This is a genomic window from Streptomyces sp. NPDC014734 (genome assembly GCF_043083325.1).
GTDB lineage: Bacteria > Actinomycetota > Actinomycetes > Streptomycetales > Streptomycetaceae > Streptomyces.
Genome location: NZ_JBIBYN010000002.1, coordinates 531,088 through 544,135, shown reverse-complemented (window position 1 = coordinate 544,135; position 13,048 = coordinate 531,088). Strand labels below are relative to the sequence as shown.

At 69.3% G+C, this 13,048-nt stretch carries 9 protein-coding genes; 4 read left to right on the top strand and 5 right to left on the bottom strand.

The genetic code is table 11. The annotated features are described in order from the left end of the window. Positions 1 to 100 precede the first annotated feature (100 nt). A complete protein-coding gene (gene metG, locus ACF1CT_RS06320; RefSeq protein WP_391782582.1) occupies positions 101 to 1,714 on the top strand; it encodes a methionine--tRNA ligase in 1,614 nt (537 codons plus the stop codon). Between the two features lie 213 nt (positions 1,715 to 1,927). Here the strand turns inward: metG and ACF1CT_RS06315 are convergent, their stop codons facing one another. Continuing rightward, positions 1,928 to 2,779, bottom strand: coding sequence for a L,D-transpeptidase family protein (locus tag ACF1CT_RS06315; protein ID WP_391782581.1), 852 nt, complete (start codon positions 2,777 to 2,779; stop codon positions 1,928 to 1,930). 454 nt (positions 2,780 to 3,233) lie between these two features. Here ACF1CT_RS06315 and ACF1CT_RS06310 point away from each other — a divergent pair, with 454 nt between their 5' ends. After that, the gene (locus tag ACF1CT_RS06310; protein ID WP_391782580.1) at positions 3,234 to 3,575 is read left to right on the top strand and encodes a DUF5713 family protein; all 342 of its coding nucleotides are present in this window, start codon (positions 3,234 to 3,236) and stop codon (positions 3,573 to 3,575) included. A gap of 104 nt (positions 3,576 to 3,679) precedes the next feature. Here ACF1CT_RS06310 and aspS read toward each other — a convergent pair whose 3' ends face one another. After that, complete coding sequence (gene aspS / locus ACF1CT_RS06305; RefSeq protein ID WP_391782579.1) at positions 3,680 to 5,470, bottom strand: aspartate--tRNA ligase; 1,791 nt, start codon at positions 5,468 to 5,470, stop codon at positions 3,680 to 3,682. 250 nt (positions 5,471 to 5,720) lie between these two features. Between aspS and ACF1CT_RS06300 the strand changes: the two genes are divergently transcribed. Then, entirely contained in the window at positions 5,721 to 7,850 is a 2,130-nt protein-coding gene (locus ACF1CT_RS06300; RefSeq protein ID WP_391782578.1) for a SpoIIE family protein phosphatase, read from the top strand. Between the two features lie 2 nt (positions 7,851 to 7,852). Here ACF1CT_RS06300 and ACF1CT_RS06295 read toward each other — a convergent pair whose 3' ends face one another. The 3 genes from ACF1CT_RS06295 to ACF1CT_RS06285 form a co-directional block, all read right to left on the bottom strand. Next, positions 7,853 to 8,908 (bottom strand): AI-2E family transporter, encoded by a 1,056-nt coding sequence (locus ACF1CT_RS06295; RefSeq protein WP_391782577.1) that lies wholly within the window; start codon positions 8,906 to 8,908, stop codon positions 7,853 to 7,855. A gap of 189 nt (positions 8,909 to 9,097) precedes the next feature. Continuing rightward, positions 9,098 to 10,054 carry a pirin family protein gene (locus ACF1CT_RS06290; protein ID WP_391782576.1) on the bottom strand — a complete coding sequence of 319 codons (957 nt, stop codon included), beginning with the start codon at positions 10,052 to 10,054 and terminating at the stop codon, positions 9,098 to 9,100. A gap of 252 nt (positions 10,055 to 10,306) precedes the next feature. Next, a complete protein-coding gene (locus ACF1CT_RS06285) occupies positions 10,307 to 10,747 on the bottom strand; it encodes an SseB family protein (RefSeq protein WP_148836880.1) in 441 nt (146 codons plus the stop codon). 172 nt (positions 10,748 to 10,919) lie between these two features. Here ACF1CT_RS06285 and ACF1CT_RS06280 point away from each other — a divergent pair, with 172 nt between their 5' ends. After that, entirely contained in the window at positions 10,920 to 12,746 is a 1,827-nt protein-coding gene (locus tag ACF1CT_RS06280; RefSeq protein WP_391782575.1) for an acyl-CoA dehydrogenase, read from the top strand. Positions 12,747 to 13,048: the final 302 nt, after the last annotated feature.

The following is a 13,048-nucleotide window of genomic DNA, read 5'->3' as shown; positions in this document are numbered from 1 at the left end:
GCTCCCGCGGGTTCCACGGACCGGTCCCGGCGTTCCCACGAGCCGGACCCGGGGCTTATCCGTGTGAGTCGATCTCCCGCAGGCCGTTAGGATTTCGACCATGGCGGCCACTGGATCCGAGAAGCAAGGGGGCGACGGCGTGAAGAGTTTCTACGTATCGACCCCCATCTACTACGTCAACGACGCTCCTCACCTGGGCCACGCCTACACGACCGTCGCAGGCGACGTGCTCACCCGCTGGCACCGTCAGCGCGGCGAGAAGGTGTGGTACCTCACCGGCACGGACGAGCACGGTCAGAAGATCATGCGCACGGCCGAGGCGAACGACGTCACCCCGCAGGAGTGGTGCGACAAGCTCGTCGAGGAGGCGTGGAAGCCCCTCTGGGAGCACCTGAACGTCGCCAACGACGACTTCATCCGTACGACGGAGAAGCGCCACACCGACCGGGTGCAGGAGTTCGTGCAGGACCTGTACGACAAGGGCGAGATCTACAAGGGCGGGTACGAGGGCCCCTACTGCGTGGGCTGCGAGGAGTACAAGCTCCCCGGCGACCTCATCGAGGACGAGAACGGCACCAAGCTGTGTGCGGTCCACAAGAAGCCGGTGGAGATCCTCAAGGAGGAGAACTACTTCTTCAAGCTGAGCGCGTACGGCCCGAAGCTGATGGAGTTCTACGCGAACAACCCCGGCTTCATCCAGCCCGAGTCCGCCCGCAACGAGGTAGTGAACTTCGTCAAGCAGGGCCTTCAGGACCTCTCCATCTCGCGCTCGACCTTCGACTGGGGCGTCCCGGTGCCGTGGGACGAGAAGCACGTCATCTACGTGTGGGTCGACGCCCTGCTGAACTACGCCACAGCGGTCGGCTACGGCGCCAACCAGGAGAAGTTCGACGCCACCTTCCCCGCCGACGTCCATCTGGTGGGCAAGGACATCCTCCGCTTCCACGCGGTGATCTGGCCCGCGATGCTGATGGCGCAGGGCCTGCCGCTGCCCGGCAAGGTCGCCGCAAACGGCTGGCTGATGGTCGGCGGCGAGAAGATGTCGAAGTCGAACCTGACCGGCATCAAGCCGCAGGATCTCACCTCGCACTTCGGCGTGGACGCGTACCGCTGGTACTTCCTGCGCGCCATCGCCTTCGGCAGCGACGGCTCGTTCTCCTGGGAGGACTTCTCCGCCCGCTACACCTCCGAGCTCGCCAACGACTACGGCAACCTCGCCTCCCGCGTCGCCGCCATGGTCGGCAAGTACTTCGACGGCGCGCTCCCGGAGGCCACCGCCCCGGGTGAGGCGGAGAAGGCGGTCCAGGAAGGCCTGGCGAAGGCCGTCGCCACGGCCGACCGGAAGATCGGCGAGGAGCTGGACTTCCAGGCGGGCATCCTGGCGATCTTCGACTTCGTGAAGCAGGTCAACGGCTACATCACGGAGCAGGAGCCGTGGAAGGTCGCCAAGGACACCAGCCCCGAGGGCCGGGCCCGCCTCGCGACGATCCTCTACACCGCCGCCGAGTCGCTGCGCGGCGTCGCGGTGCTGCTGAACTCCGTGATGCCGGAGACCTCGCAGAAGCTGTGGGACTCCCTCGGCGCCGAGGCGTCCCTGGGCGCACTCGCCGACCAGCGCGTCCAGGACGCGGGTAGCTGGGGCCGGCTCCCGGCGGGCGCCACGGTCACCAAGGGCGCGGTGCTGTTCCCCCGCCTGGAGGAGAAGCCCGCGTAACCGGGCCTTCCCCTCCCCACCTGCACACGGCCGGGGGCCGGGACCACCACCAAGTGGTCCCGGCCCCCGGCCGCGCTCCATACCCCTGCCACGCTCCATGCTCCGGCCGCGCTCCGTGCCCCGGCCGCGCTCCGCACTTCGCAGCCCACCGACCGGCCGCACCCCGTCCTCCAGTCGGCTCCCCATGGGGCTGCCCCCCACTGCCTCCCCCCGTCACCCTTCGAGCCATCCGGCGTCCCCCATCACCACCACCGGGTTCTTCCTCGGGTCGAGAAGCCTCAGCAGCTCCCTCATGTGGTTCTCGGAGAGCGAGACACAGCCCTGCGTCGGGCCGCCGTGGTCCACATGGAGCCAGATGCCGCCCCCTCGTTCCTGCCCGAGCGGGCGTTCCCGGTCCAGGGGCGAGACACCGGGCGTCCGGTTGTAGTCGATCGCGACGACATAATCGAAGGAACCTTCGAGAGGTTCCCCGTCAAAGCCCTCGCCGCTCACCGAGTAGGCCGGGTCCTGTTCGTACGGGAACACGGTGTTCGGCGGCGCGAACAGCCCGCCCGCAGCCGTCAGCCCGTAGATCCCGACCGGAGTGCGCAAGTCGTTCTCCCAGTGCTTGTCGGCCCAGCCGTTCAGCCCGTTGTGTGCCTCCCAGCGAGGGGTGACCGCCCGCCAGCCCCCGCCGGGAGCGTCGCGGGTGTAGAGAACGGCGGTGGACAGGCTGGAGTCGTAGGAGTCACCGGTGACGACGAGAGCCTGCCGGGCGTCCGCCGGGATCCTGCCCCTGGTCAGTGACCCCAGTCCGGGGATCTGGCCGGGGCGGAGACGCGGAGCACGCGGGGCGGGGGCGGCCTTTCCCGGCGGCCCGTCCGCCTGCCGCTCCTCCGTCGGCTTCGCGGACCCGGATCCCTTCGTCTGCGGCCCCTCCGTCTGCGAACCTTTCGGCTGCGTCCCCTTCGTCCCGGGCACGGCGGAGGACGTGGCCGCCGCCGACTTCCCGTGGGAGCCGACGGCGGTGTCGGCGTCGGAACCCGCCGAATCCCCGCAGGCCGCGAGCAACACGATCGCGGCCACGCAGGTACCGGCACGGACGGCATACGGGGGACGACGCCGAACAGCCGACGTACGGGACACGGACACGGACTCTCCTCGACGGTCGTGGGCGCATGCGGACACGGGCGGGTTCCCCGTCACACTCGGTGCCTCCGAGCCCAGTTAACGCCGAGTCACGCAAGCGCGAATCCGCACGGGGGCCATACGGCGGTACGCCCACCGCGTCCAGGTACCCTCCTCCCGCCCCAACCGCTCCGCAGATACATGACCTCCGCGCCGCCGACTCGCCCCGCAGTTCGGGCATGCGGGCCCGCCCACCGCACGCCCCCTCCGTCCGCACACCACGGGACCGGCATCCCACAGCGGCTCCACCCCGGGAACAGGGGCCCGAGGCGTCAGCCAGCGGTACGGAGCAGTGTCAGTGGGGTGATGAATGATCGCCCCATCGGTTCCTCGAAAGAGACGGGCGGACACCATGCCGATCACCAACCAGCAGGCAGCGGAGCGGGCTTTCCTTCGGCCGCTCTACGCGGACACGTACTACCCGGATCATGTCCTCGACAAGGGGAAGGCGATCCTGCTGCGGTTGTGCGAGTGCATCGAGGCGGAGCGCCCCTCGGACCTGACAGCCCTGTACGTCCTGACGCATGCGGCCACCGAGGAGTTCAACGTGCTGGAGGAGGAGTTCGAGGCGGCCGGGAGCGAGATCGAAACGGTTGCCCGTGAAGAGATAGCAGAGGACTTCTGGTTCGTCGCGACGGCCTACGGCTTCGCGGACGCGGACGCGGAGGAACTCATCGCCACCCGCGATTGGTGAGGGCGACGGCGAACGCCACCGACGGCGCGGCACGAAAACAGCCTCCGGCCGGAGAGACCGGCCGGAGGCTGTTTCACGTGAAACCCGGAGCGTTCCGGTGTGGCTTACTTCTCCGCCTTGTCCTTGTCCTTCGCCGTCGCGGCGGGCTTGCGGAGCTGGATGTTCAGCTCGCGCAGGCGGGACTCGTCCAGCTCGGTCGGGGCGCCCATCATCAGGTCCTGGGCGTTGCCGTTGAGCGGGAAAGCGATCGTCTCGCGGATGTTGGGCTCGTCCGCCAGGAGCATCACGATGCGGTCGACGCCCGGGGCGATACCGCCGTGCGGCGGGGCGCCGAGGCGGAAGGCCCGGAGCATGCCCGCGAACTCGTGCTCGACGGTCTCGCGGTCGTAACCGGCGATCTCGAACGCCTTGAGCATGACGTCGGGCTCGTGGTTGCGGATGGCGCCCGAGGACAGCTCGATGCCGTTGCAGACGATGTCGTACTGCCAGGCGAGGATGTCCAGCGGGTCCTTCTCCTCCAGGTCCTTCATGCCGCCCTGGGGCATCGAGAAGGGGTTGTGGGAGAAGTCGATCTTGCCGGTGTCCTCGTCCCGCTCGTACATCGGGAAGTCGACGATCCAGCAGAACCGGAAGACGTCCTCCTCGAAGTGGCCGGCGCGCTTGGCGGCCTCGACGCGGACGACGGACATGATCTTGGAGACCTCGTCGAACTCGCCGGCGCCGAAGAAGACGGCGTGGCCGGGGACGAGGGACAGGCGCTCGGTGAGCGTCTTGATGTCGTTCTCGGTGAGGAACTTGGCGATCGGACCGGCAAGGCCGCCGTCCTCGCCGACACGGACCCAGGCAAGACCCTTGGCACCGTGCTGGACGGCGTAGTCGCCGAGGCCGTCGAAGAACTTCCGGGACTGGCCCGCGGTGTCCGGGACCGGGAGGGCACGGACGTGCTTGCCGGCGAACGCCTTGAACTCCGAGTCGGCGAAGATGTCGGAGATGTCGACGAGTTCCAGCTTGGCGCGCAGGTCCGGCTTGTCGTTGCCGTACTTCAGCATCGACTCGCGGAACGGGATGCGCGGGAACGGCGAGGTGACGTGACGACCGTTGCCGAACTCCTCGAAGAGCTCGGTCATCAGCTTCTCGATCGGCTGGAAGACGTCCTCCTGCTCGACGAACGACATCTCGACGTCGAGCTGGTAGAACTCGCCGGGCGAGCGGTCGGCGCGGGCGTCCTCGTCGCGGAAACACGGCGCGATCTGGAAGTAGCGGTCGAAGCCCGAGATCATCAGCAGCTGCTTGAACTGCTGCGGGGCCTGCGGCAGGGCGTAGAACTTGCCCGGGTTCAGGCGGGACGGGACGACGAAGTCACGAGCACCCTCGGGAGAGGTCGCGGTGAGGATCGGGGTCGCCATCTCGTTGAAGCCGAGGGCCACCATCTTGGAGCGGATGGAGGCGATGACGGCCGAACGCAGCATGATGTTCCGGTGCATGCGCTCGCGGCGCAGGTCGAGGAAGCGGTACTCCAGGCGCCGCTCCTCGTTGACCCCGTCCTCGGTGTTGATCGTGAAGGGCAGCGGCGCGGCCTCGCCCAGCACCTCGACCTCGGTCACCTCGATCTCGATCTCGCCGGTCGGGAGCTCCGGGTTGACGTTGTCGGCGCCGCGTGCGGAGACCTTGCCGTCGATCCGTACGACGGTTTCCTTGGTGAGCTTCGCCAGCGCCTCGTTGGCGGGGGTGCCCGGGCGGGCGACGAGCTGCACCAGACCGTAGTGGTCGCGCAGATCGATGAAGAGGATGCCGCCCAGGTCTCGGCGATTGTGCAGCCAGCCGCTCAGCCGGACGTCGGTGCCGACGTCAGAGGCGCGGAGCTCGCCGCAGGTGTGTGACCTGTACCGATGCATCGTCGTTCATCCAGTCTTCGCGGTTCGGGGTGGATTCAGCCACCCAAGGCTACCGCCCGCGCCCGCACCTCTTCATTGACATTGTCATTTCAAGATCATCCGGAACGGGCGAACGGGTCCCGGCCCCGGCCGGAGCACAACCCCGCCCCGCCCCGCCCCCGGCACCGGGCGGCACCGGCGGGCCGACCACGGTTCACCGGGTGGCCGACCACACTGGCGTTCTCGGATCAGATCTTCCTAAAGTGGGACAATGCGCAGCGAAGATGTCCTGGCCGCCACCTCGACCGGCCTGTGGCACTGGGACAACGGAGCCGGGACCGTGACGCTCGACGCGGAGGCGGCCCGGCTGCTGGAGCTGCCCCCGGTGCCCGGCGTCTTCCGCGAGTCGGCGGTGCGTTCGCACTTCCATCCGGTCGACTGGAACGAGATCTACGGGGTGGTGAGCCTCGCGCTCGCCGAGGGCACCCTCGCCGAGGCCCGGCTGCGCATCGTGGATCCGCAGGGCCGGGTGCTGCGCACCGTGCGCAGCCGGTCCAAGCCGTTGCCGCCGGAGGAGCCGGGCGGCATGGACTACTCGCTGGTCGGCACCCTCCAGGAGGTCGCCGAACCGCAGCCGGGTGCCGCCGGGGCGCACACCGCCATCACCGGGGACTGGCGTCGTTCCCGCGAGGCGTTCCTGCTGGACGCGGGCCGTGCGCTCGCCGAGGCGCGGTCCACGGAGGAGGTACTGCGCGTCGCCGCCTCGCTGTCCATGCCCGGGTTCTCCCCGGACGGTCTGGCGATCTTCGGGATCGCGGGCGACCGGCTGTCGATCACCGGACATCACGGACACAAGGCCGGCGACGAGGGCCCGTTCAACGAGATACTGCTGGACGCCGACTATCCGGCCGCCGAGGTGATACGGACGGGCCGGGCGATCTATCTGCCCTCGCCCGAGGAGTACCGGAGGCGTTACCCGGTCACCTGGCCGCTCGCCAGCCCGTTCGCCCGCCAGTCCTGGGCCTTTCTTCCGCTCACGGTGGCGGGGCGGACCATGGGTGCCTGGCTGGCGGCGTTCCGCCACCCGGTGTCGTTCTCCGCGGAGGAGCGGTCGGTGCTGACGACGGTCGCACGGATGCTCGCCCAGGCGCTGGCGCGTGCCGGGGTCGCCGAGACCGAACGGGAACTGTCACTGGGGCTCCAGCGCTCGATGATGCCGTCCCTCGGCCCCGCCGTCCCGGGCATGACCGTCGCCGCCCGCTACGTCCCGACCGGTGGCGGACTCCAGGTCGGGGGCGACTGGTACGACATGATCCCGCTCCCCAACGGCCGGATCGCTCTCGTCATCGGCGACGTCCAGGGCCATGACGTGCGCGCGGCGGGACTGATGGGGCAGTTGCGGATCGCCCTGCGCGCGTACGCGGCCGAGGGGCACCGGCCGGACGCGGTGCTCTCCCGGGCGTCCCGGTTCCTCGTCGGGCTCACCGACGCGTACGAGGAGGGGGAGGAGACCGGACCGCGCTTCGCGACCTGTCTGTACGCGGAGGCCGATCCGGAGACCGGCGTCCTCGACATCGCACGGGCCGGCCACCCCGACCCGGTCGTGGTGACGGCCGACGGAACGGCGATGATCCGCCAGACCGAGGGCGGGCTGCCGCTCGGCGTCGAGACGGACGCCGACTATCCGACGAGCCGGCTCACCCTGGGCCCGGGGGAAACGATCATGCTCTGCACGGACGGGCTCATCGAGACCGGCGGCCACGACATGGCCACCGGCTGGATCCGGCTGCGTCCGATCCTGGAGCAGCAGACGGACGACCTGGAGAAGCTCGCGGACACCCTCGTCCAGGCCGTGCACGGGCCGACCTCGCACTACACGACGGGACCGCTGGCGGACCGCCGGGAGGACGACATCGCCGTACTGCTGCTGCGGCGGGACGGCGGAGCACCGCAGGAGACAGCGGGGCGGCGCACCACGCTGACCATCGCGCAGGCCGAACCGGAGCAGATCTCGGTGGCGCGGCAGCAGGTGCGGGAGCTGCTGCGGGACTGGGCGGACCCGGAGCAGGTCGACGCGGCGGTGCTGATGATCTCCGAGATGGCGACCAATGTCCTCGTCCACACGGACGGGGACGCCCTGCTGGTGGCCAGGGCGACGGGGGAGCACGGCGAGCGGCGGCTCCGCGTCGAGGTCGCCGACGGCAGCGACGAACTGCCGCACCGGCGACGCCCCGGGGAGATGGCGTCCAGCGGGCGGGGTCTCGTGCTGATGGAGATGCTCGCCGACGCGTGGGGGGTGGACCCCCGGGGCGCGGGGAAGTCGATCTGGTTCGAGCTGTACGAGTCGAAGGCCCAGGTTCCGGAACCGGAACCGGAACCGGAGCCGGAACCGGCGGACTGACCTCAGTCGCCGGACGAACCCGTTCCTCTCCCGCGCAGTTCGCCGAGGATGCCGAAGGCCGCCGCGCAGACCGGCACCGCGAGCAGCATGCCCAGCAGACCCGCCACGGAGGCCCCGGCGGTGAGCGCGATCAGGATCACGGCCGGGTGCATCTGGACCGTACGGCTCTGGATCACCGGTTGCAGGACATGGCCCTCCAGAAGCTGCACGGCGACCACGACCCCCAGCGCCCAGAGCGCGATCACGAATCCCCGGTCGGCGAGCGCCACCAGGACGGCGACCGCGCCGGAGAGGAACGCCCCGAGATACGGGATGTAGGCACCGACGAAGACCAGCGCCCCCAGTCCCACCGCCCCGGGGACTCGCAGGATCAGCAGGCCGACGGTGATGCAGAGCGCGTCGATCAGCGCGATGAACGTGGTGCCGCGCATGAAGCCCTCGACGGCGTCGAAGGCTCGCCGTCCCATGGCCTCGACCAGGTCCCCCGTACCGCGCGGGGCGACCGCGTGGGCGAGCCCCGCCGCCCGGTCGGAGTCGCGCAGGAAGAAGAAGGTGAGCAGCAGGGCGAGAACGCCGGCCGCGATCAGCGAGCCGATCAGGCTGATCCCGGTAAGGAGCCCGCCCGCGGCGCTCGCGCCGAACTTCTCGACGAGTTGCCGGGCGTTGGCGGCGAGGCTGTCCACATCGGTGTGCTCACCGATCCCGAAGTGGTCGACGACCCACTGCCCGATGTGCTTCAGCGAGCGGACGATCTGCGCGCCGTTATCGACGAGCGCGGTGACGACGACGTACCCGGCGCCGCCGACCACCGCGACGAGCAGGGTGCACGTCAGCCCCGCGGCCACCGAACGGTTCACGCCCCATTCGGTCAGCCTGCGGTGTACCGGGCCGAGCAGGGCCGTACCCAGCAGGGCCAGCAGCACAGGCGTGACGGCGGTCTTGAGCGCGACACACAGCCAGATGGCGACCGCGGCCACCCCGGTGACCAGCAGAACGACACCGCACCAGGCGGCCGTGCGCCGTGCGCCGTCGGGCAGGAGGGGCTTGGGGATCTGCACCCTTCCACCCGACCACGGTGTGCGCGCCGTGTCCCGCGTGCGCGACCGTACGGGTGACGGACTGTCACGTCAGGTCACCGCCCGGGCTCCGCCGGGCCTCACCCGGACACCGCCCGGTTGCCGTTCGGGGACGCCGCCCGAACGGCAACCGGACAGCGCCCGGCGGGTGTCAGCGCACGTCGGCGGATGTCACATGCCGTGGACGGCGGGCACCGTGCCGAGTCGACCGGCCTGGAAGTCCTCGAATGCCTGCTTCAGCTCGGCCTGGCTGTTCATGACGAACGGACCGTAGTGCGCCATCGGCTCACGGATCGGACGGCCGCCGAGCAGCACGACCTCCAGGTCCGGGGCGTTGCCGTCCTGCTTCTCGTCCGCGCGGACGGTCAGCGAGGAGCCGTCGCCGAAGACCGCGGCCTGCCCCATGTGGACGGGACGGCGCTCCGCGCCGACGCTGCCGCGCCCGGCGAGTACGTACGCGAGTCCGTTGAAGTCCTCGCGCCACGGCAGGGTCACCTCGGCGCCCGGACGAACGGTCGCGTGGATCATCGTGATGGGGGTGTGGGTGACGCCCGGGCCCTCGTGGCCGTCGAGCTCACCGGCGATGACCCGGAGCAGCGCGCCGCCGTCCGGGGAGGCGAGGAGCTGGACCTGACCGCCTCGGATGTCCTGGTACCGGGGCGCCATCATCTTGTCGGCCTTGGGCAGGTTCACCCAGAGCTGGAGGCCGTGGAAGAGACCGCCTGACATCACGAGGGACTCCGGCGGCGCCTCGATGTGAAGGAGGCCGCTTCCGGCAGTCATCCACTGGGTATCGCCGTTGCGGATGGTGCCGCCGCCGCCGTTGGAGTCCTGGTGGACGAAGGTTCCGTCGATCAGGTACGTGACGGTCTCGAAGCCCCGGTGCGGGTGCCAGGGGGTGCCCTTCGGCTCGCCCGCCGCGTACTCCACCTCACCCATCTGGTCCATCATGATGAACGGGTCGAGGTACCTGTAGTTGATCCCGGCGAACGCGCGGCGAACCGGGAAGCCCTCGCCCTCGAATCCGGTCGGCGCCGTGGTGACGGCCAGCACGGGGCGGGCCACGGCATCGCCGGACGCGGCGACCTTGGGCAGGGTCAGCGGGTTTTCGACGGTAACTGCGGGCATGTCGCCACCTCCGGTGTTGTCCTGCACTCAATTTAGTTGAATGGTGAACATCCTGCAAGGTGCAGTCCATTCCCGCACCGCACCGCCCGACCCGCAGCGGCCCGGCACGACAACGCCGAGGGGCCCGCACCGGACAGTGCGGACCCCTCGGCGGAGAACGGAGGAAGGGGCCGAGGAGACGGACCTCAGTCGTACATACGGCGCATGCGGCACATCAGCCGCACACGCGGCGCACACGGCGCACGCGACGCATCAGCCGTACATACGGCGCATCGCGAAGTCGACCATCTGCTCCACGGCCTTGGCGTCGAAGACCATGCGGTGCTCACCCTCCATGTCGAGGACGAAGCCGTAGCCGGTCGGCAGGAGGTCGATCACCTCGGCCCCGGTGATCACGAAGTACTTGGACTCCTTGCCCGCGTACCGCCGCAGCTCCTTGAGCGTGGTGAACATCGGGATCACCGGCTGCTGCGTGTTGTGCAGCGCGAGAAACCCCGGATTGTCTCCGCGCGGACAGTAGACCTTCGACGTCGCGAAGATCTGCTGGAAGTCCTCGGCGGACAGCGAGCCGGTCGTGAAGGCGCGTACCGCATCCCCGAGGGACGGCGGCGAGGGCTCGGGATACAGCGGCTGCTCGCCGTAGCCGCCGCCCATCTGCTGCTGCGCGCCCGGGTTCTGGTCGTAGCCGTACATGCAGCAAAGAGTAATCGGACACATCAGGCCCTTGAGGGGTTGCGCCTTATTACTGGCGGGTAGCATCATCGGAGAGGTCAGCTGATATCCGCACCGCCAGCTCGTCGCCCGCCCGGCCCGCACCCCGCGCCCGGGGCGTTGCGTGCCACTGCTATTGATTACGGAGCCTTCCATGGGGCACTACAAGTCGAATCTCCGCGACATCGAGTTCAACCTCTTCGAGGTGCTCGGGCGCGACAAGACGTACGGCACCGGTCCGTTCGCCGAGATGGACGTCGAGACGGCGAAGAGCATCCTCGACGAGATCACCCGCCTCGCGGAGAACGAGCTGGCCGAATCCTTCGCCGACGCCGACCGCAACCCGCCGGTCTTCGACCCGGAGACCAACACCGCACCGGTCCCGGACACCTTCAAGAAGTCGTACCAGGCGTTCATGGACTCCGAGTACTGGCGTCTGGGCCTGCCCGAGGAGATCGGCGGCACCACCTCCCCGCGCTCCCTGATCTGGGCCTACGCGGAGCTGCTGCTCGGCGCGAACCCGGCCGTCTGGATGTACTGCTCCGGCCCGGCCTTCGCCGGCATCCTCTTCGACGAGGGCAACGAGGCGCAGAAGAAGGTCGCGGAGATCGCCGTCGAGAAGCAGTGGGGCTCGACGATGGTGCTGACCGAACCGGACGCCGGATCGGACGTCGGCGCGGGCCGCACGAAGGCCGTCGAGCAGGAGGACGGCTCCTGGCACATCGAGGGCGTGAAGCGCTTCATCACCTCGGGCGAGCACGACATGTCCGAGAACATCCTCCACTACGTGCTGGCCCGCCCCGAGGGCGCCGGCCCCGGCACCAAGGGCCTCTCGCTCTTCCTGGTCCCCAAGTTCCACTTCGACTGGACCACCGGCGAGCTGGGCGAGCGCAACGGCGTGTACGCGACGAACGTCGAGCACAAGATGGGCCTCAAGGCGTCCAACACGTGCGAGATGACCTTCGGCGACAAGCACCCCGCCAAGGGCTGGCTGATCGGCGACAAGCACGACGGCATCCGCCAGATGTTCCGCATCATCGAGTTCGCCCGCATGATGGTCGGCACGAAGGCCATCGCCACGCTGTCGACCGGCTACCTGAACGCGCTGGAGTACGCCAAGGAGCGCGTCCAGGGCAGCGACCTGTCGCAGTTCATGGACAAGTCCGCCCCCAAGGTCACCATCACGCACCACCCCGACGTGCGCCGCTCGCTCATGACGCAGAAGGCGTACGCGGAGGGCATGCGCTCCCTCGTCCTGTACACCGCCACCGTCCAGGACGCGATCCAGGAGAAGGAGGCCGCGGGCGAGGACGCCAAGGCGCTGCACGGCCTGAACGACCTGCTGCTCCCGATCGTGAAGGGCTACGGCTCCGAGAAGTCGTACGAGCAGCTGGCCCAGTCGCTCCAGACCTTCGGCGGCTCCGGGTACCTCCAGGAGTACCCGATCGAGCAGTACATCCGTGACGCCAAGATCGACACCCTCTACGAGGGCACCACGGCGATCCAGGGCCAGGACTTCTTCTTCCGGAAGATCGTCCGTGACCAGGGTGCCTCGCTGAACACCCTGTCCGAGGAGATCAAGAAGTTCCTCACCGGCGCCCAGGGCAACGAGGAGCTGGCCGGTGCGCTGGGCTCCCTCGCGAAGGCGGCCGTGGACCTGGAGGCGATCGTCGGCACGATGATCACCGACCTCACCGCGACCGGCGAGGACGTCAAGAACATCTACAAGGTGGGCCTCAACACCACCCGCCTGCTGCTGGCCTCCGGCGACGTCGTGGTCGGTTACCTGCTGCTCAGGGGCGCGCTCGTCGCGGCCGAGAAGCTGCCGACCGCGTCCGCGAAGGACGTCGCCTTCTACCGGGGCAAGATCGCCGCCGCGAAGTTCTTCGCCGCGAACGTCCTGCCGGGCGTCGCCGTCGAGCGGACGCTCGCCGAGTCCGTCGACAACGCGCTGATGGAGCTGGACGAGGCCGCGTTCTAGGGCGTGTCTGACAATTCCGCGTGGATCAGCGGGCGTCGTCCTGTGCGGTGCGTCGCAAGGCGCCGGGAAGTCCTTGTAGCGGAGCTACCAGGGCTTTTCGGCAACGCGGCGAGGTCCCGTGCGGGGCGGCGCCCGCCCGCGTGGAATTGTCAGACACGGCCTAGTGCCGGGAGCGGCACTGGTGCTGTGACCGAACCGTCGGCACGCACGGCCGACACACACCGTCACCCGGAGGAAGCTTCCGGGTGACGGTGTCGTCGTATCCCCCGGAGGTGGCCGGTTCCGCCGCCGGAATTCCGCCA